Genomic DNA, 18,976 nt, shown 5'->3' with positions numbered 1-18,976 from the left:
GGGTCGCGGGATCGGCGCGCAACCGAATCGACCCCGACGCGCACCATCAGCTTCTGCGACATGTGTCGCCGGTCACATTCGGGGGTAATCCATCCGCCATGGCAAACCGATTCGTCGTCGCGGCGGCCCTTCTTGCGGCACCGATTGCTGTGCTGGGCGGATGCCGCGCCGCCGACCAGACCGATGAGAACTCGACCACCGGACCCGCGCCCGCCGGGACCGAGAGATTGTCGACGCAGCTGAGGACTGCCGACGGAACGCCGGTCGCCAACGCGACGCTCGACTTCGCGAACGGCTTCGCGAGAATCACCGTCGAAACCGTCGAGAGCGGGATTCTGAGCGCAGGCTTCCACGGAATGCACATCCATTCCGTCGGCAAATGCGAAGCCGATTCTGTCGCTCCCACTGGCGGAGAACCGGGCGACTTCCTGTCCGCGGGCGGTCACTTCCAGGCTCCGGGCCATACGGGTCATCCGGCGAGCGGCGATCTGACCTCACTCGAGGTGCGCTCGGACGGGTCGGCCGAGCTCGTCACCACCACCGACTCGTTCACCGCCCAGGATCTCCTGGACGGAGCGGGCACGGCGCTGATGATCCACGAGGACGAGGACAACTTCGGGCACATCCCGGATCGTTACAGCCAACCGGATGGAACCGCCGGCCCGGATCAGAACACGCTCGCCACCGGCGATGCGGGCGGACGCATCGCCTGCGGTGTGATCGAGGCGGTGGCGGAGACCACGACGTCGACCACGACCACCACCACGACCACAACGACCACCACCACTCCGAGCACCGTTACCGAGACGACGGTGATCAACCCGACGGTGATCGTGCCGCCGCCGGTCACCGAGACGGTGCTGCCGACCACCACCGTCACGACGACGGCCACGACGACCCCGGTGACGACGACTCAGACACCCCCGCCGCCCGGCTAGAGCCGCGGCGCCGCCGCGACTACACGTCCGATGCGTACGAAGCTCGCGGCACGTCGCCGTGTGGCTCCTCCCCTTCGGGGCCGAACTTCAACCCCGTCTTGCGAAGCCGGCGTTCGAACAGTCGCTGCAGCGGAGTGGACATGAACGTGGTGATGATCGTCATCAGCGCCAGGATGGTGTAGAGCTTCCCCGATATCAGCCCGGCTTCCAGTCCGATGTTGAGCAGGATCAGTTCCATCAGGCCGCGGGCGTTGGCCAGTGCGCCCATCGAACCGGCTTCGTACCAACTCATCCCCTGCGAGCGCGCAGCCAGGCCGATGGCACCGAACTTCGCGGCGAAGGACACCACCAGCACGAGCCCCGCCATCAGCAGCGTCGACGGGTCGAGGATCAGGGTGAGCTGCGTGTTGAGCCCCGAGTAGATGAAGAACGCCGGCAGCAGCAGATATCCCACCAGCGGCTCGAAGCGCTCGCGGATCGCGTCGAGCAGTGCACCGCGCGGCATGACGGCGCCCGCCACGAAAGCGCCGAAGACGGAATAGATCCCGACCACGTCGGTGAACCAGCTCGCCATCAGCACGACGATGAGGATGATGCTGAGGTGCGCGATCGGCAGCCCGCCGGTGCGTTCGACGTCACCGCGGGGCGGTGTCCACGTCTCCAGCCGCGCGAGCAGCGGGCGGCCCAGATAGACCATGAACACCAGATAGGCGACCCCACCTCCGATGGCGAGGAACGCGCCGAACAGACTGCCCTTGGCCGTCGCCACGACGGTGGCCAGCAGCACCCAGGCGCACGCGTCGTCGACCGCGGCGCAGGACAGTGCCATCGTCCCCAGCCGGGTGTTGAGCAGACCCGAGTCGTAGATGATCCACGCCAGCATCGGGAACGCGGTGATGGCGACGGCGGCCGCGACGAACAGGCCGCCCTGCCACTGCACCACCTTGTCGGTGAAGTATCCGCCGAGACCGACCATCCACCATCCGACGAGCCCACCGAGCACCAGCGGGACGCCGATACCCGCGGCCGCGGTGACACCCGCCTGCCGCACATGTGCGCCGAGGATGTCCAGCTTGAACGACGCCCCCACCAGGAACATGTAGAGCACGAGGCCCAATTGGCCGACGACGTAGATCGCGGTGAGGTTCGGATGGGTGAACGTCTCGGCCCCGATGGTCAGCTTGGTGGGGAACAGCCACTGCTGCGCCGCGGGCCACAGCCAGCCCAGCACCGAAGGCCCGAGCAGGAATCCGGCGACCATGATCGCGACCACCTGCACCTGGGCCAGCCGGCGGAACAGCGGCCAGAGCAGCCGGTAGGTCATCAGGATCACCGCGATCTGCAGGAAGAAGTGGGCGGTGATCGAGAGCAATGAGGGCAACGTGACTCCTAACGCCGGTCCGACCAACGGAACACCGACAGGCACGCCAGCAGACCGGTGATGCTCCATGCGGCCAGCACCAGGAAGATCCGGCCGTGTTCCCAACTGCCCGCCGGTTCGAAGGCGACCATGTCCGGCGGCAGCAGCACCGAGCGGAAGCCCTGCGCCAGCCACTTGACGGGGAATATCGATCCGGCGATCAACATCCAGGTCGGCAACACCATGAGCGGTACGTAGGTTCCCGACAGGAACTGCAGGCCGACAGCCGGGCCGTTGGTGATGACAGCAGCCGAAAGTGCGTTGCTGACAAGGTTGCTGACGAAGATCCCCAGCAGTGAGCAGCTGATGATGCCGAGCACGAAGACCCACAACAGGGTGAACCACCCGGACACGTTGGCGGGCAGGTGCAGCCCGAAGACCAGCACCCCCACCGCCAGCAGGATCACGGCCTCGGCCAGACTCACGATCGCGACGAGCATGATCTTGCCGATGAAGTACGACGACGCGGTGGCCGGTGTGCCGCGCAGTCGCCGCAATGCTCCGGTCTCGCGATCGGCGGCGATGCCGACGCCGAGGTTGACGAACGATGTCGAGAGAATGCCGTAGGCCAGCATGCTGGCCGCGATGACGGCGCCCGTACTGGTCTGCGTGCCGGGCAGTTTCGCCGTGAAGATCGAACCCAGCAGCAGGCAGATCACCGCAGGCATCGAGAACGTCAGGACCACCTGTTCGGGCCTGCGGTAGAACATCTTCAGTTCCGGGATCACCCGCGAGAAGCCGATACGGACCGCCGAGGGCAGCACCGGCTCCGGATTCGGGGCACGGTGCCGCGCGGGCGTGGTTCCGGTCATGGGCTCGAGGGACATCACGCCTGACCGATCAGATGCAGGTAGGCGTCTTCCAGCGTCGGCCGGGTGATCGTCAGCTGGGCCAGCTCGACCCCGTCGGCACTGCGGCGCCGGACCAGCTCGGTCGGGAAATCCGTTGTCAGTTCCCGGAGCTCGCCTCGCTCCACCCAGCGGACCGTCGCCGCCGAGCTGACGTGCTCGGTCAGTTTGACCGGCGAGTCGACGGCTGCCACCCTTCCGCCCGCGATCACCGCGACACGGTCAGCGAGCGCCGCGGCCTCCTCGAGGTAGTGCGTGGTCAGCAGGACGGTCGTGCCGTCGGCCGCCAAAAGCTTGATCAGTTGCCAGAACTGGCGCCGGGCCTCCGGGTCGAACCCGGTGGTCGGCTCGTCCAGGAACAGCAACTCGGGCCTGCCGATGATGCCGAGCGCGACGTCGAGGCGGCGACGTTGCCCGCCGGACAGCGCCCGCACCCGCGAGTCCGCGACGGCGCCGAGGCCGACGAGGTCCAGCACCTCTGCGGGTTCGCGTGCGGTGCCGTAACAGCTCGTGAACATGCGTACGGTCTCGTGCACGGTCAGCATCCCGGCATCGCTGACCTCCTGCAGCACGATGCCGATCCTGGCCCGCCAGTTCCGACCCGCCGTCCCCGGGTCAGCTCCGAGCACCCGCACGTCTCCGGAATCGCGGGTGCGGTTGCCCTCCAGGATTTCGATGGTCGTGGACTTGCCTGCGCCGTTGGGTCCGAGGATGGCGAAGACCTCGCCGTAGCCGACGTCGAGATCCAGGTCGTGCACCGCCTGGGTGCGTCCGTAGGCCTTGGACAGCCCCCGGACGTGTATCGCGGTCGAGTTCGCCACCGTCATGGGGCGGCGCCACCCTCGAGTTCGGCCAGCAGTTCCCGTAGCTCGGCATCCGACAGCTCGTCGATCAGCCGGTCCACGTCGTCGTCCGTCGTCGGCTCCGCCTGGCTCTCGACGTCGGCCGCGTCGGGCGCCGCACCGGTGCCGGTGGCGGTGGGCACGTCGCCGTGAATCGAACGGAGCTCGGCGAGCACCCGTTCGGCCAGTGAGTCGACGCTCACGCCCTTGAGGATCTCGAGCACGGGGAGGTCGATCGAGAACGTGGTGTTGATCCTGACCCTGAAATCCATCGCCATCATGGAGTCCAGCCCGATGTCGTCGAGCATGTCGTCGTTCGCGAAGTCGCTGACCGCGCAGTCGAAGACGGCTGCGACGAGGCGCTCGACCCGGCCGACGACCACACCGAGACGCTCCGGCTCCGGTGTGCTCGAGAGCACGTCGAGTATCGAGCCGTCCGGGCCGGTGTGTGCGGCCGAGGCGATGGCGGCGTCGAGGTCGGCGTACATCTTCGGCAGGTGCCCGCCGAGGAGTTGCCGTGCGCGGCTCCAGTCGGCCGTGATCGCGACGACGTTCGGAGTCGCCTGGTTGATGAGTCGGTCGAGGATCCGGGCGCCCGCCGAGGGGGTGATCAATTCGATCCCCCGCATGGCGTAGACCTTTTCGAGGTGGAGGTCCTCGACCATGCCCACCGACCACGGTCCCCACCCGATGGTGAGCGCGGGTAGACCCTGCGCCCGGCGCTGGTGCGCGAAGGCGTCGAGGAAGGCGTTGGCGGCGGCGTAGTTGCCCTGGCCGGGCGAGGCGATCACCGATCCGGCAGAGCCGAACATGACGAAGAAGTCGATGTCCTGGTCGGCGAACGCCGAGTGCAGCGCGCGGGTACCAGTGATCTTGGGAGCCAGCACCTTGAGGAAATCGTCCTCGCTCACGTTGACGAGGAGCTGGTCGTGTACCGATCCCGCGGCGTGGATGACTCCACGGACCGGCCGGCCGCTCTCGCGGGTGACGCCGGCCAGCCAGGAGTTCAGCTCGTCGGCGTCGGTGATGTCGACACTGGGGGTGTCCACCCGCGCACCGGCACGTTCGATCGCTCTGATGGTCTGCACGGTGGCGAAGTGCGCGTCGCCCTCGGTGATGGCCGGCCAGCGATCCCGGGGAGGCAGTCCGCTGCGGCTCAGCAGGACGATGTGCCGCGCGCCGCGTTCGGCGAGGAACGTGGCCACGGTGCGGCCGAGCGCTCCGGTGCCACCGGTGACGACGTACGTCGCTTCGGCGGCCAGCTTGGTCGGGAACGGCTTCGTGAGCGTCGTGCTGAGACGCAGCCGCGGGACCAGCGTGACCTCGCCGCGGATCGCGACCTGGTCCTCGGACTGCGCGTCGAGGATGTGCCTGCAGACGCGGGCGGTGGTGGCGTCGATGTCGTCGGCGATGTCGATGTCGACGAGTCCTCCCCAACGTTCCACGAACTCCTGATGCCCGATGACCCTGCCGAGCCCCCAGATCGCGGCCTGGTCGACGGCCAACGGCTCGGTGCCGAGTGCCGGCTGCGCGTTGGCGGTGATCAGGTGCAGCCGGGGGGTGACGGTGTCGTGCGCGGCGAGAGCCTTGGTCAGGCGCAGGATCGTCAGGACGCCGAGGTGCTGACCCTTCTCGGGGGTGTCCGCATCGACGTCCAGCGGCCAGCAGTCGACGATGCCCCCGAGGGCGCCCTCCTTGGCGAGGTGCAGATCGAACAGCCGCGCCAGCTGCTCGGGGCTACGTGAGTCGATCGCGTATCCGCCGTCGGTCTCGGTGACCGCCTCGACGTCCCGGTGCGCGACGGTGCGCACGCCATGGCCGCTCCGCCGTAGCCGGTCGGCGAGGCCGGCGCCGACCCCGGACTCGTCGACGAACACCAGCCAGGATGTCGGCGTCATCGCGGCGGGGTCCGTGTCCCGGACCGCTTCGGGTTTCGGTTCCCAGTGCAGTTCGTAGAGCCCCTTGTCGATGCGTTCGGGCGACATGCGCGACGAGGCGCTCAGAGACGCGACCGTGAAGCCCTCGAAGACGGCGAGCAGTTCGCCACGGCGGTCGACGATCGCGATGTCGCTCTCGATCTCCTCCGCGGTGGCCGACACGACCCGGAGCCGAACGGTCATGTCTTCCTCGGGCGAGCCGTACACCGCGCTGTGCCGGATCCTGCTCGGCAGGTAGGTGCTGTCGTTCCCGTCGCGGTTGAGAAGCGGTGCGCCGAAGAGTGTCTGGAAGGCGGCGTCCACCAGCGCCGGGTGGAAGCGGTAGTCGTCGAGTTCCCCGGCGACCGGCGCCGGGATGCGGATGTCGGCGACCACCCAGCCGTCGCCGGCGGTGAGCTCCTTGATCGACCGGAACGCGTCACCGTAGTCGAAGCCGATCGCCCGGGTGAGGGCGTAGAAATCGTCGCCGCACATCTCGGTGACCGGCTGTCCGCCCGTAATGACGTCGCGGCCCCGAGCTGATCGCGGGAGCGTGTTGAGCTCCGCGGTCGCCGTGATCGTCCACTTGAGGTCTCCGTCGGCCGATGCGGTGAAGGCCGCGAATTCCAGTGCGCCGGTGTCCTGATTGAGTGTCGTGCGCAGGATGGGGTCACAGGTGTCATCGAGGATCAGGGCACGGTGCAGCACGAGGTCGTCGACGCCGAGGTCCGTACCGTAGGTCTCCCGGGCCGCCGCCGCCGCCATCTCGATGTACACCGCTCCGGGTACGACGACGCTGCCCTGAACACGGTGATCGGCGAGGAACGGGACGAGGCTGGTGCTCAACTCGACTTCCCAGGCCGGATGCACCGCGTTCACCGGTTGCCCGAGCAACGGGTGAACCGGGTTGTAGTGCAACGCCTCCGCCGCTTCCTGGGTTTCGTTCCAGAACCGCCTCGACTGCCACGGATAGGACGGCAGCTTCAGCGGACGCGTGCGGGAATACAGTGCGTCCCAGGCGATGTCGTGGCCATGGTCGTGCAACGCACCGACACCGGCCATGAATGTGCGCACGTCGTCGTCGTTGCGCCGCTGCGTCGCGAGGACCACGGCCTTCTCGGTCCCGGCGATCTCGTAGATCGACGCCGCGAGCACGGGATGCGGGCCCAGCTCGATGAAGTGGGTGTAGCCGTCTTCCATCATGCGCCGGACCGCCGGCTCGAAAAGGACTGTGGCGCGGGTGTTCTGCCACCAGTAGGCGGCACCGGCGTCGTACTTGTCCAGGAGTTCGCCGGTGACCGTCGAGTACAGCGGCACGGTCGCCGGGTCGGACGACAGCCCCTCGAAGGCGTCGTGCAGATCGTCTCTGATCGCCTCCATGTAATGGGTGTGGTAAGGCACCTTGCCAGTGAGGAACCGGGTGAAGACCCCGGATTCGTCCAGCCGGCGTGCGATGTCGTCGAGCACATCGCCGTCACCGGCGATGGTCACCGCGGACGGACTGTTGATCGCGGCAACGGACACCCGCCGGCCGAACTCGTCGCGCGCCTTCTCGTGGAGGGCCGCCATCAGCGATTCGGCGTCGAGACCGACGGCGAGCATGCGGCCGAGGCCGCTGGTGCGCTGTTGGAGCCTGCTGCGGTGATAGATCACCTCGACGGCCTGCTCGAAGCCGAGCAGCCCCGAGAGATGATGTGCGGCAACCTCACCGGCACTGTGGCCGATGATCGCGTCGGGGGTGATCCCGAACTGTTCGAGTTGCGCGGCCAGCGCGACCTGGATGGCGAAGTTCGCGGGCTGCGCGAACTCCGTTTCGCCCATTCGGGACTGGGCCTCGTCGCGGCGCAGCTCCTCGATGAGCGACCAGTCGGCATGGCGGGACAGTTCACGATCGGTGCGCGCGATGCTGTCGGTGAAGGCGGGCAGCACGTCGAGCAGGTCCCGACACATCCGCCACCACTGAGGACCCATCCCGGTGCAGACGAACGCCAGCTTGGGCGTCGTCGACGCGGTGCGGGCCGAGGAGATCTGACCGCCTTCGGCGAGGGCCAGCAGCTGGTGTCGCGCGTCGGCGACGTCGGCCGTGACCAGAGTGTGGCGATGGTTGAGGTGGGCGCGTCGTCGCGACAGCGTGTAGCCGAGGTCCGGCAGGGTGATGTCGCGGTGCGCGCTCAGATGGTCGGCCAGCTGCTGGGCCGTCGCCACCAGGGCCTCCTCGCTGCGCGCCGAGATCGGCAGCAGGGTGAGCGGCGGGCCGCGTAGCGGGTCCGGGGCGGGCTCGGCCACCGGCGCGGGCGGCTCGGCGAGAACCGCGTGGGCGTTGGTGCCACCGAACCCGAACGAGTTGACCCCCGCGACGCGTCGGTCGTGGCCGGGAAACGCGCGCCCCGTTCGAGGCACGTCGAGCTTCAGCTCGGCAAGGGAGACCTGGCTGGTGGGGTTGCGGAGATGCAGGTGTGCGGGGACGTAGCCATGCTTGAGCACCAAGGCCGTCTTGATCAGTCCGGCCACCCCGGCGCCCGCTTCCAGGTGCCCGATGTTGGTCTTCACCGAGCCGATCAGCAGCGGATCGGTCGAGGACCGGTCCGCCGTCAGCGCGGCGGCGAGTGCGCGCATCTCCACCGGGTCGCCGACGGGTGTTCCGGTGCCGTGCGCCTCGACGTACCCGATGTCGCCGGCGTGCACGCCCGCCCGCCGCAGCGCCGACGTGATGGCCGCCGACTGCGCCTCCGCGCGGGGCACGGTGATGCCGTCCGTGCGGCCGTCCTGTGACACCGCGGTCCCGAGGATCTGTGCGTAGATCTCGTCGCCGTCGTGAAGCGCCTGATCGAGCGGCTTGATGACGACGACCGCGCCGCCCTCTCCGCGCGCGTAGCCGTCGGCGGACTCGTCGAAGGCCTTGCAGCGGCCGTCGGGGCTGAGGAATCCGCTCTTGGACTCCGCGATCGCCGTGTTCGGGCCGATCATGATGTTCACGCCGCCGGCCACGGCGAGGTCGCTCTCGCCGTTCCAGATGCTCTGTGCCGCCAGGTGCACCGCGACAAGCGAACTCGAGCACGCCGTGTCGATCGTCATGCTCGGCCCGCGGAAGTCGAAGGCGAACGAGATCCGGTTCGCCAGCATCGTCATCATCATCCCGGCGGCGGAATGGGTCTTGAACTGGTAGCGGCTGGCGCGGCCCTGATTCTGCAGCAGCTGGTAGTCCAGGGTGAAGCCGCCGATGAACACCCCGACGTCACGGCCGGCCAGCCGGTCGGGGGGAATTCCCGCGTCCTCCAACGCCTCCCACGTGGTCTGCAGCATCAGCCGCTGCTGCGGGTCGATCGAATGGGCCTCGCGCGGCGAGATTCCGAAGAACTGGGGATCGAACTGGTCGATGTCGGCGAGGAAGCCACCCCGCCGGGTGACCATCTTGCCCACCTTGGAGGGATTCGGGTCGTGGAATCGTTCGGCACTCCACCGCGATTCGGGTACGTCACGGGTGGCATCGGTGCCGCTGGTCAGCAGGCTCCAGTAGCCGTCCGGGGAGTCGGCGCCTCCGGGCAGGCGGCATCCGATCCCGACCACCGCCAACGGCGTTGGCGTGCCTCGATCACTGAGCATCTCCATGCGTGCCCCTCACGCCTCCTGGTGAAACACGGTGAATCGCGCCGACGCGGGAGTGTCGCGACTCAACTCGGACGGAGCTCGGCGACGGCGGTGTGGATCCACTCCGCGCTGACCGGATTGTCCTGCTGCTCGCGGCGGTAGACGGATCGAAGCTCGCGCAGCAGGGAGTCGCGCTGCCACGCCTGCACCTGCGCGACCGCGGCGTCGTCGGTGAACATGCCGGACTTGGCCGCGAGCACGGTCTCGACCAGTTGACCCGCCAGCTGACGCAGCAAGCGCCCGTTGGCGTCGAACTGCTCGGCGAAGTTCGGCGCGGTTCCCATCATCGCCGTGTGCAGCGCCACCATGAAGTTCAACGGCGAGTAGAGATCCACGAACTGCACCGGGGAACCGCCGCCCTCCACCGCGGCCCACTCGCGGAAGAACCGTTGGACCCGGTTGCTGAGTGCGATCAGCCCTTCGAGGTGCGGCACCACCGCGGGATCGTCGGCGACGGAGACGAAGCGGCCGTTCTGGTAGAGCAGTCCGACGAATCCCCAATAGAAGGCGACGTCCCAGATGATCTTCGCCGACATCACCGTCGGCGTGCCCATGAGCGTGTACTGGTCCTGGTACACCGCGAGCCACATGTCGGTCAGTGACCGGAACAGGGAGTCGCTGATCCCCGACCTCGCCACCACGTCCTCACCGTCGAGGTCGCGGATGACCATGTCGGTGATGAGGCCGTTGCCGATCGCGACCAGGTCCAGCCCCGAGGAGTAGAGCGGGTCGAGGAAGATCGCCGCGTCACCGGTGACGGCCCAGCGCTGCCGGCCGTCGAACACCTTGGTGGCGCCGTGGCTGTAGTGCTTCATCACCCTGAAGTCTTTGATCAGGTCCTCGTGCTTGGCCAATTCCTCGGCGCACTGCGGCTCGTGTTCGCGGATCCACGCCGTGGCCTTGGCGAGGGTGTTGAAGTCGTCGAAGGCATGGAACCGGGGATCGGCGACGATGCCGACGCTGGTGGCGCCGGAGGCGAGCCGGATGAGCCACACCCAGTAGCCCTCGCCCATCAGGTGGTTCGTGGACATCGCGCGGTCACCCTCGACCAGGCGCGACTGCCAGCTCGGGTCGTCGCTCCACTGGCCGACGTCGAGTTCCACCGCGACGCGGAACCATGCGGCGTTGCAGTGGTGCTCGGTCGCCCGCCTCAGATCCAGCTGACGCGGCAGTGTCCGGTTGCGTCCCGAGGCGTCGACCACCCAACGGGCCGTGGTGCGGGAGGCCTGGTCGCCGTCCTGGAAGGTGACCGTGTGCGGACCGCCGTCGGCACCGAACTCGACGTGGCGGACCCGGCCGCGGGCGATGTCGACACCGGCCGCCAGGCACCGGCGGACGAGTTCGTTCTCCAGCCTGCCGCGGTCGATCTGGTAGGTCACCTGCGGCACGAACGACGAGCTGCCCAGTTCCACCCGCCGGGCGATGTCGGTGTTGCCGTCGTGCGAGAAGAACATCCGCAGCCCCATCTTGCGGAGTTGTGCGGTGCCGAGGTGGTCGCCGAGGCCGAGCCGGTCGCGCAGGTAGTGGGCGGAGACCTCGACGGTCGACTCACCCACGGTGTGGGTGATCTCGGGGACCGGATGTGCGGCCGGCTCGATGATCCGGATGCGTGTCCTGGGCCTCGCCAAGCGGATCTCCAGAGCCAACGTGAGTGCTGCGACCCCGCCTCCGACGATCACGAGGTCGTGGTCGGCGGAGGAACCGACGCCATCGGAGAGCTGGGATCGGATCTTGCGGGCCAGTGCAGCCCGGGTCTCGGAATCCAGCCGCGACACCTGCGCTCGCACCTCCACGCCGACACCTTCCTTTCCGACGCCAGGTCGAACAGTTACCCCCTGACGGCGACGTTACACAGCCGATCTCGGCTGAAACGCCTGGTGAGCGGGTTTGTCACGAAGACGTCAGTTTCCTGTGCGCCCGGGTTTCGACAGGTCTCACGTCGTCCGCCTCGGGGCTGTTCAGCCCCGCGGCGATCAGACCGGTCAGCGCGTCGACCGCTCTCCGGCCGTCCGCACTGAATTGACGAAACCGCAACGCTTTTCACGCGTCCCACATAGCATCCGGCCGGGTCGTATTCGGGTCGGAGGGGGATTCATGAGTCAGGTCTCGGCATGGGTGGGTGCCGGTGTGTTGACCGTCGGCGTGTCGGCGGCGATGTTCGCCGGGGCGGGCGCGGCCAGCGCCGAGGAAGGAAAAACGGACGCCGGCGGTACCGCGACATCGTCGACCAGCGACGCCGCATCGAAGACGACGGCCGCGGCCGAGCAGCGGAAACGCCCGGCCTTCGGCGAACGGGATTCCGCCACGGCAAAAGAACCCAGGCGCCATGGTCACCTCCGGCGCGGCGAGGCCTCGGTGCGCGAGAGGGTTCGCGACGACGACGACCCGAGGGCGGAGAACGCCGCATCCGCCGGGCAGGAAACCCGTCGAATCGCGCGGACCGACCGGAAGCCCCGCCGCGTCGTCGAGGCCGACGCACAGGCCGGCCCCGAACCCGGCACCGAATCCGTGGCGACGCCGACCGTCACCGCAAAGGAACCGGACACCCGCCCCGCACTGGCCGGCGTCCGGCGCGAGATCACTGTGCGTCTGACGCCGCGAGTGCCGGACCGGGCGCAGACCGAGGCCGCCGAGACCACCCCCAGCGGGCTGGTCACCGAGACCGACCTCGACATCGACACCGAGACCGAGACCGGCCAGGGCACCGAACCCGTGACCACGCTGCAGACGTCCGCCGCCGCCGACACCGCGCCTGCGGACGCGTCGCGGAAGATCCCGATCATCGGCGACATCCTCGGGCCGGACCAACCGGATTACCCTCCGCTGGTCAGGGCCGTCGGATCGGCGATCTTCAACCTCCTCGGCGCCGTGGTGCAGGCCGTCGACGGTCCGCCCCAGGTGCCGCAGGAGTTGCGGGACTCGGTCAAGGTCAGCAGCTCCACGCTGGTCGTCTCGCCCGGTAACGAGGTCGCGGCCGACTGGTACTTCCCCGCCGACGCCGATCCGGCTAAGCCTCCGCAGCGGATCATCTACCTGCAGCACGGCATCCTCGCCAGCGGGCCGATGTACAGCCACACCGCGTCCTACCTGGCGCAGCGCACCAACAGCGTCGTCGTCGTGACCACGGTGACCTCCAACCCGTTCGCCGACGACGGCATGTGGCTGGGCGGCGACAACATGCACAAGGCGGTCGCGCAGCTGTTCCTCGACGACGACCGCGAAGCGCTGAACGCCAGCCTGACGACGGCCACACTCAAGGCCGACGCACCCACCATGACCGTGCCCAAGGATTTCGTCCTCGTCGGGCACTCGCTCGGCGGTGGCTTCGTGCCGGGTGTCGCCGGCCACTACGCCGAGGGCCTGGTGGCCCGCCGCGACGACCCCGCGAACGCCGAGGACGAGGCCAATCACCTTGCCGGCGTGGTGATGCTGGACGCGGTGCCGTTCCACCCGATCATGCCGCGGGCGATGGAACGCCTGAAAACCCTCGAGTCCAGCGGCGACCCCGCCGATTACGTGCCGATGTACGAAATCGGCGCGCCGACCAATCTCCTGAACGCGTTCAGTTCGGTCAACGACGAACTCACCGAGGCGCGGCCGGGGAAGTTCAACGGCGTGGTCATCAACGGCGGTGTCCACATGGATGGGATGCTCGGCGGAAACCCGCTGATCCAGGCGGCGGCGTACCTCGTCGCCGGGATCCCGCAACCGCAGAATCCTCCGGCCGTCCAGTGGCTGATGGCCGGGTGGATCAACGACATGTTCGAGGGCACCATCGATCCGACGACCGGCCGCTGCCTGGGTGCCGACTGCCACGGCATCTACGGGGACACGGGCAGCACGATTCACATCCCCACCGAGAAGGGTGACGCCTCGGCCGTGGTGATCGACTCCGGTGAGCTGCCTGCAACGGCCAGGCGGACCGACCGGTTCGCGCCGCGGGATGCATCGTCGGCCGGTGTGCCGCAGGGCTGGCAGTACTGGATTCCCCTGCGGGTTGCCGCCTGACCACTCCGCGCAGGTGACCGACGGAGGGGTCCTCAGGCGCTAGATGGCCCCCGGCGTGCCCGGCAGACTGAGGCTGCCGTCGATGTTGGGCACCATCTGTCCACCCCCGCCGGGGAACGGATTCGTCCCGGTGTCCGCCGGGCCCCACTCCTCGGACGCGGACTCCGAATCCCACGCGCCGCCGGCGCACATCGGATGCCGCCACCCGAACGTGTCGCATCCCGGGTCGTTCATCGAGGCGGGCAGGCCGGTACCGGCAGGCGCTGCGTTCGCCGGGACGGACACGCCGATCAGGGCCGCACCGGCGATCGCCGCCGCCATGACCGTTCTGGTCAGCCACCCGTGGGACGCCGACGCCATCATCACGCTCATCCATCGCTCCTTCATCCAGGCCTCACGATCCTCTGACGCGCCAGCCGACATACGTCACGCCGATACCCGCCGCGGCAATGAGCGGGCCGGCGATCGACCACGTCGTTGTGTTGCTCATCGGACTGCCGCCCACCAACCCGATCCCCTGCAGGGTGAACAGCACACCCGCCAAGGTCACCAGGATCCCGACCGCCACCAGCAAGACGCTTTTCACCGAATCACCGTATCCCGCCGGATCCGGCGCACCTAGCCGCCGGGCGTGGCGAAAACGAACAGCGCCATGAAGGCGACGTTGATGAAGAAGGTGGCCTCCACGAGGCTGATGGTGATGAAGAACGGGGTGTAGAGCCGGGTCAGCGCCTCGGGTTGGCGGGCCACACCGGCGATGAGTTGCGCACCGGCCATGCCGTCGCCGACACCGGCGCCGATCGCACCGCCGGCGAGGACGATCGCCCCGGCCAGGAGTGCGTTGCCCATGAGTTCGTCAGCGGCCATTCCGTGTCTCCTGCGTTGGGTGCGTGTTCAGTTGCGCCGCGATGAGACCGGCAGCGTCGGCGGCTCCGTCCTCGTCGGCGAGAAGGTGTGAAAGCTGTTCCGCCCGTTCGCGGTATGCCACAGTCGTCGTCGCCGCCGTGATGGCTGTGGCGAGATCGTCGGCGGTCAGCGTATGGCGGTGCAGCGGCCGGGTGGCCGCGCCGAGACGGTGCAGCCGGTGTGACCAGAACGGTTGGTCGACGATCCCGGCCACCGGTACTGACGGCACACCAGCGCGGAGGGCGGCGGCAGCCGTGCCCGCGCCACCGTGATGGACGATCGCCGCCATTCGCGGGAACAGCCAGGCGTGCGGGATATCGTCGACGGTGAGGACGTCGTCACCTGCGCATTGCAGACGCGCCCATCCCGACTGCACCACGCCCCGCACACCCGCGCCGTGCAGCGCTCGGGAAATCGTCTCGGAGAGTTTCTCGCCGTGCGCGGTCGCGGTGGAGCCGAACCCCACGTACACCGGAGGTGGCCCGGCTTCGAGGAATTCGACCAGCTCGGCCGGCGGCCGCCAGCCTCGCGCTTCTGCCGGCCACCAGTAGCCGGTGACGTCCAGACCGGGGCGCCAGTCCCGCGGCCGCGGCACCACGTGCGGGCTGAATCCGTACAGGATCGGCCATCGGGCTGCACGTTGCGCCTGATACGCGCGGCGGGAGCGGGGCGGTACACCGAGGCTGCGCCGCAAGTCGTCGATCAGCGGCGTGTAGACCTTCTCTCCGATGCCGCCTGCCATGTGCCACGCCATCCGGTTGCCCATCCGGCCGAAGGATCGCGCCGTCAGCGGCGGAGGCGCGAACTCTGCTGTGGCACTAGCGGGTTGGAGGGCCACGCCCATGCTCGGGACACCCAGTGCCTCGGCGACGTGATAGCCGAGCAGGGACCCGACAGGTCCCTCGAGGAGCAGCAGGTCGGCGTCGCGGCCGGCGTGCGCCATCGCCTCTCCGACGCCGGCGAGGTCGTCACGCATGGCGGCCAGCACCGCCTTCGAGGGGCGCATGCGTGCGCCGTCGACGAGCGCCTGCCCGTAACCCGACGTGCGGGTGGCCTCTTCGGTGTCCCTCGGCAACAGCCGGAACTCCAGGCCGGCCGCGGCGATCATGTCCCCATAGGGTCGCTGCGCGGCGATCGCCACGTCGACCCCGAGGTCGTCGCGCAACCGGGCGCCGAGTCCGGTGAGCGGCGCCACGTCACCACGTGTGCCGAATGCTTCGATCACTATTCGCGTCATGTCCGCGCCCTCGTTGCGAGTCCGAACACGGTCACGAGTTCCTCGCCGTAGCCGACGACGTCGTACTCCGCGTCACGGGCGATCTCCCACACCGCACCGTCCAGTGCTGCGCGCAACGCGTTCTTCATGAATTGCGCTGACACTGGGCGGAACTCGCCGCTGTCCAGTCCTTCGGTGAAGATCGTCGCCGGGTCGAGCAGCGCCAGGTCGCCGGTGGGCGGATCGTCGCCGACCGACTTCGCCGCCGCCTGGTCGAACCGCAGGCCGTCGCTCGACCGGTAACTGGTGACGATGTCGAGCAGCGCGACCGCCGCGATGCGGTTCTCGGCGATGAAGCGGGCGTTGGCCCGGATGTACGCGGTGAGCCTGGCTGCCGCGGTGGATTCGGCGCGCACAGCGGGGATGATCGCGGAAGCGGCCTGTGACATCACCGCCGCCACCGCCGCCTCGATGATGTCGTACTTCGAGGCGAAGTGATACAGCACAACGCTTTTAGCGATGCCGATGTGATCGGCGATCTTGGCCACGGAAGCCTGCGCGTAGCCGCCGGTTCCGATGATCTCCATGGCCGCCGCCACGATCTGGTCCCGGCGTGCTCGTTCGGTGAACGTCAGCTCGCTGTTCGACCGCATGGTCAGACTATAGACCGATCGGTCAGGCGACGGCAACCGCCGGACGATCGAGTCCATGTGGCCGCACCCGACAGCCATTTCTCTAGAAATATAGAGAAAAGTCTTCCCTGGCGGCGGTCGCGTTGTTACCGTCCAGTAATGCACAGGTCCGGGGGGATCCTTTTCATCGTCATAGTCGCCATCTGCGGCCTCCTCACTGCGGCGCCGACGGCGGGCGCCGACAACGGCTACGTCGGCGACTTCTATCTGCCGCCCGACCCGCTACCACCCGGCCCGCCGGGAGAGGTGCTACGCACCGAGCCCTCCCGCATCCCCGCCGCCGTCGACTTCCCGGCCGCGCTCCCCGCAACTGCCACCCGAATCATGTACCGCAGCACCAACGCTCGCGGCGGGGCCATACCGGTCACCGGCACCTACATCCGGCCGACGCTGCCGTGGACCGGCCCCGGGCCGAGGCCGCTGGTGTCCTTCGCGGTGGGCACCCACGGTCAGGGCGACCAGTGCGCACCCTCTCGCCTGATCAACGAATACCTTTACCAGAACCGGGTTCTCGACACGTTCCTCGAATACGAGCTGTTGCTCATCCAGCGCATGATCAAACGCGGATGGGCCGTCGTGGTGACCGACTACGAAGGGCTCGGCACCCCCGGCGTGCACACCTATGTCAACCGCCTCGCATCCGGGCACGCCGTCCTCGACGCCGCCCGTGCCGCCCGCGGCCTTCCCGACTCCGGCCTCGACCCGGCGGGACCGATCGCCCTCTACGGATACTCGCAGGGCGGTGCGGCCACCGCATCGGCGGCCGAACTCGCCGCCACCTACGCACCCGAACTGCCCATCGTCGGCACCTACGCCGGCGCACCGCCGGCCGACCTGTCGGTGATGCTGCCGTTCCTCGACGGCAGCGCCGTCGCCGGAATCCTGGGCTACGTCATCAATTCGGCGATCGCGTCCTATCCGGATCACGCCGACGCCATCCACCACGCCCTGACCCCCGACGGTGAAGACCTGATCGCCAAGACCCAGAATCAGTGCCTCGGTGAGACGATGGCCAACTTCCTGTTCCGCCACAATCAGCGCTACTTCACCGTGGACACCGCTGTCGCGCCCACCAGGGAACCCTTCAAGGGTCTGTTCGAGCAGCAGCGCATCGGCAACCTCAAACCGGCCGCCCCGGTGCTGATCGTCAGCAATCGCTACGACCCGCTGGTGCCCCACGAACCGGCGGCGCAAATGGGCCGGGACTGGTGCGCGCTGGGCGCCGACGCCGAGTTCTTCACCAACGAGCAACCGCCGCTGTTCAACAAGCTCATCGTCAACCACGCATTTCCCATCGTCGTCGACGCGCACCGCGCGCTCGAATGGGTCGAGGCCCGCCTCATCGGTGGACCACCCACCGCGCCCAACTGCGGACGGTTCTGACTCGAACGCATTGTGATGCAGGGGGATTGCGCCGTCAGAGCACGGGCTGATCGATCTGTTCGCGGAGGATGTCGCCATGACCCGCGTGCCGGGCGAACTCTTCGATCATCGAGAGCAGGGTCCATCGCATGCTGACCGTTCCCTCGAGGGGATTGCGCTTGACGTCATCGAGTGCGAAGCGGGCGGCGATCTCCCGGGATCGCTGACTGGCACGCTCGAATTCGCCGATCACGTCGGCCAGCGACTCGTCGTCGGCCACGGCGAAGGTGCCCTCGTCCCGGTTCGAGTATCCGTCGCACTCGGCCGCGTCGAGTTCCGCCCAGAACCGCTGGAACCAGATGCGTTCCGCTGCCGCGGCATGTTTGATCAGTGAGATCGGCGTCGTCAGCGACGCGACGAGTCGCCGGCGGGCGTCCGCGTCGGACAGATCCCGCACGGTCGCGATGAGCGCGAGGCGGTTGCGGTCGAGCATGTTCTCGATCACCGCTCGCTCGGTGCCGCTGGTGATCCTGTCAATGGGCATGTTGCTTCACTCCGATCAGTTGCGAATGTCGAGGGCGCGCTGCAGACGCAGGCGGCCCACTCTGTTGGCTCGCAGTCGGTCGAGTGAGATTCGGTGTCTTACGTCGTGATGCGCATCTCGGCGCCCGGGTGCGAACTGAGCGTGACCGTCACCGTGCCGCTGCCCGTCCCGAATGTGGTGTTGGCATAGCCGATGAAACCGTAGTGCCCGTCGATCGTCGACACCGCCGTGATGGGACTGCTTCCGGAAGCTCCGGTGTCCAGATTCTGCCAGGCGGCGGTCACGGTGAGAGCACAGGAACCGTCGTAGACGCCGGCGTCGTAGTGGATCGCGACGCGGACCCCGTTCTCGACCCGACCGTCGACCTGCACCGGTGACACCTGGGCCTCGGCACGGACGCTACCTCCACAGGTCGGGGACGCCACCACCGGAACCGGACCGAGTTCGGCGAAGGGCTCGGCCTGCGCGGCAGCGACCCACCACCAGGGCGCGCTCAGCGCAACGGCGAATGCAGCGGCAGTTCGGAACGAGGTCATGCTCTCCTATCGGCGACGACCACGTTCGCGTTAGCACGCGGCACCGCGGGCGGGGACGTCGGCCCCGCACCTGTCGACCAAACAGGTCCGCGGCCGCGAC

General features: G+C 68.3%; 15 protein-coding genes. 3 read left to right on the top strand and 12 right to left on the bottom strand.

Going from position 1 to position 18,976, the window contains the following annotated elements; all coding sequences use genetic code 11:
• The first annotated feature begins 98 nt into the window (after positions 1-98).
• Positions 99-938, top strand: coding sequence for a superoxide dismutase[Cu-Zn] (gene sodC / locus ACPCHZ_RS05045; RefSeq protein WP_423483715.1), 840 nt, complete (start codon positions 99-101; stop codon positions 936-938).
• 19 nt (positions 939-957) lie between these two features.
• On the opposite strand, the gene ACPCHZ_RS05040 is transcribed toward sodC, so the two are convergent.
• From ACPCHZ_RS05040 to ACPCHZ_RS05020, 5 genes are all read right to left on the bottom strand, one after another.
• On the bottom strand, positions 958-2,319 hold the full coding sequence (locus tag ACPCHZ_RS05040) for a cation:proton antiporter (RefSeq protein WP_423483714.1): 1,362 nt from the start codon (positions 2,317-2,319) through the stop codon (positions 958-960).
• A gap of 8 nt (positions 2,320-2,327) precedes the next feature.
• Entirely contained in the window at positions 2,328-3,170 is an 843-nt protein-coding gene (locus ACPCHZ_RS05035) for an ABC transporter permease (protein WP_423483713.1), read from the bottom strand.
• Positions 3,171-3,184: 14 nt separating this feature from the next.
• Positions 3,185-4,033: an ABC transporter ATP-binding protein gene (locus ACPCHZ_RS05030; protein WP_423483712.1), complete on the bottom strand. Its 849-nt coding sequence runs from the start codon at positions 4,031-4,033 to the stop codon at positions 3,185-3,187.
• Positions 4,030-9,573 carry a type I polyketide synthase gene (locus ACPCHZ_RS05025; RefSeq protein WP_423483711.1) on the bottom strand — a complete coding sequence of 1,848 codons (5,544 nt, stop codon included), beginning with the start codon at positions 9,571-9,573 and terminating at the stop codon, positions 4,030-4,032. Before ACPCHZ_RS05025 ends, ACPCHZ_RS05030 begins: the two co-directional genes overlap by 4 nt.
• Before the next feature lie 62 nt (positions 9,574-9,635).
• Positions 9,636-11,405, bottom strand: a complete 1,770-nt coding sequence (locus ACPCHZ_RS05020; RefSeq protein ID WP_423483710.1) for an NAD(P)/FAD-dependent oxidoreductase — start codon at positions 11,403-11,405, stop codon at positions 9,636-9,638.
• Between the two features lie 301 nt (positions 11,406-11,706).
• Here ACPCHZ_RS05020 and ACPCHZ_RS05015 point away from each other — a divergent pair, with 301 nt between their 5' ends.
• Positions 11,707-13,620, top strand: coding sequence for an alpha/beta hydrolase (locus tag ACPCHZ_RS05015; RefSeq protein ID WP_423483709.1), 1,914 nt, complete (start codon positions 11,707-11,709; stop codon positions 13,618-13,620).
• Positions 13,621-13,659: 39 nt separating this feature from the next.
• Here the strand turns inward: ACPCHZ_RS05015 and ACPCHZ_RS05010 are convergent, their stop codons facing one another.
• Genes ACPCHZ_RS05010 through ACPCHZ_RS04990 form a run of 5 tightly spaced genes read right to left on the bottom strand, consistent with a single transcriptional unit; the run spans position 13,660 to position 16,395 of the window.
• Positions 13,660-13,992, bottom strand: coding sequence for a hypothetical protein (locus ACPCHZ_RS05010; RefSeq protein WP_423483708.1), 333 nt, complete (start codon positions 13,990-13,992; stop codon positions 13,660-13,662).
• Between the two features lie 22 nt (positions 13,993-14,014).
• Complete coding sequence (locus tag ACPCHZ_RS05005; RefSeq protein ID WP_364978229.1) at positions 14,015-14,206, bottom strand: hypothetical protein; 192 nt, start codon at positions 14,204-14,206, stop codon at positions 14,015-14,017.
• Between the two features lie 32 nt (positions 14,207-14,238).
• Positions 14,239-14,469, bottom strand: coding sequence for a F0F1 ATP synthase subunit C (locus ACPCHZ_RS05000; RefSeq protein WP_423483812.1), 231 nt, complete (start codon positions 14,467-14,469; stop codon positions 14,239-14,241).
• 7 nt (positions 14,470-14,476) lie between these two features.
• Positions 14,477-15,763 (bottom strand): glycosyltransferase, encoded by a 1,287-nt coding sequence (locus tag ACPCHZ_RS04995; protein ID WP_423483707.1) that lies wholly within the window; start codon positions 15,761-15,763, stop codon positions 14,477-14,479.
• Positions 15,760-16,395 carry a TetR/AcrR family transcriptional regulator gene (locus tag ACPCHZ_RS04990; protein WP_423483706.1) on the bottom strand — a complete coding sequence of 212 codons (636 nt, stop codon included), beginning with the start codon at positions 16,393-16,395 and terminating at the stop codon, positions 15,760-15,762. Before ACPCHZ_RS04990 ends, ACPCHZ_RS04995 begins: the two co-directional genes overlap by 4 nt.
• 138 nt (positions 16,396-16,533) lie before the next feature.
• On the opposite strand from ACPCHZ_RS04990, the gene ACPCHZ_RS04985 reads away from it, so the two are divergent.
• Positions 16,534-17,817, top strand: a complete 1,284-nt coding sequence (locus ACPCHZ_RS04985) for a lipase family protein (protein WP_423483705.1) — start codon at positions 16,534-16,536, stop codon at positions 17,815-17,817.
• Between the two features lie 34 nt (positions 17,818-17,851).
• Here the strand turns inward: ACPCHZ_RS04985 and ACPCHZ_RS04980 are convergent, their stop codons facing one another.
• The gene (locus ACPCHZ_RS04980) at positions 17,852-18,340 is read right to left on the bottom strand and encodes a DinB family protein (protein WP_423483704.1); all 489 of its coding nucleotides are present in this window, start codon (positions 18,338-18,340) and stop codon (positions 17,852-17,854) included.
• Between the two features lie 98 nt (positions 18,341-18,438).
• A complete protein-coding gene (locus ACPCHZ_RS04975) occupies positions 18,439-18,876 on the bottom strand; it encodes a hypothetical protein (protein ID WP_423483703.1) in 438 nt (145 codons plus the stop codon).
• Positions 18,877-18,976: the final 100 nt, after the last annotated feature.

The sequence above is a fragment of the Mycobacterium sp. NPDC050041 genome (assembly GCF_049541695.1).
Lineage (GTDB): Bacteria > Actinomycetota > Actinomycetes > Mycobacteriales > Mycobacteriaceae > Mycobacterium.
This window is presented reverse-complemented; position numbering and strand designations above follow the sequence as displayed.

Bases quoted from the DNA above. Each gene is read 5' to 3' on its own strand.
- sodC (WP_423483715.1), top strand. From the start codon at position 99: ATGGCAAACCGATTCGTCGTCGCGGCGGCCCTTCTTGCGGCACCGATT.
- ACPCHZ_RS05035 (WP_423483713.1), bottom strand. From the start codon at position 3,170: ATGACCGGAACCACGCCCGCGCGGCACCGTGCCCCGAATCCGGAGCCG.
- ACPCHZ_RS05030 (WP_423483712.1), bottom strand. From the start codon at position 4,033: ATGACGGTGGCGAACTCGACCGCGATACACGTCCGGGGGCTGTCCAAG.
- ACPCHZ_RS05025 (WP_423483711.1), bottom strand. From the start codon at position 9,573: ATGGAGATGCTCAGTGATCGAGGCACGCCAACGCCGTTGGCGGTGGTC.
- ACPCHZ_RS05015 (WP_423483709.1), top strand. From the start codon at position 11,707: ATGAGTCAGGTCTCGGCATGGGTGGGTGCCGGTGTGTTGACCGTCGGC.
- ACPCHZ_RS05010 (WP_423483708.1), bottom strand. From the start codon at position 13,992: ATGAGCGTGATGATGGCGTCGGCGTCCCACGGGTGGCTGACCAGAACG.
- ACPCHZ_RS05000 (WP_423483812.1), bottom strand. From the start codon at position 14,469: ATGGGCAACGCACTCCTGGCCGGGGCGATCGTCCTCGCCGGCGGTGCG.
- ACPCHZ_RS04995 (WP_423483707.1), bottom strand. From the start codon at position 15,763: ATGACGCGAATAGTGATCGAAGCATTCGGCACACGTGGTGACGTGGCG.
- ACPCHZ_RS04990 (WP_423483706.1), bottom strand. From the start codon at position 16,395: ATGCGGTCGAACAGCGAGCTGACGTTCACCGAACGAGCACGCCGGGAC.
- ACPCHZ_RS04985 (WP_423483705.1), top strand. From the start codon at position 16,534: ATGCACAGGTCCGGGGGGATCCTTTTCATCGTCATAGTCGCCATCTGC.
- ACPCHZ_RS04980 (WP_423483704.1), bottom strand. From the start codon at position 18,340: ATGCCCATTGACAGGATCACCAGCGGCACCGAGCGAGCGGTGATCGAG.
- ACPCHZ_RS04975 (WP_423483703.1), bottom strand. From the start codon at position 18,876: ATGACCTCGTTCCGAACTGCCGCTGCATTCGCCGTTGCGCTGAGCGCG.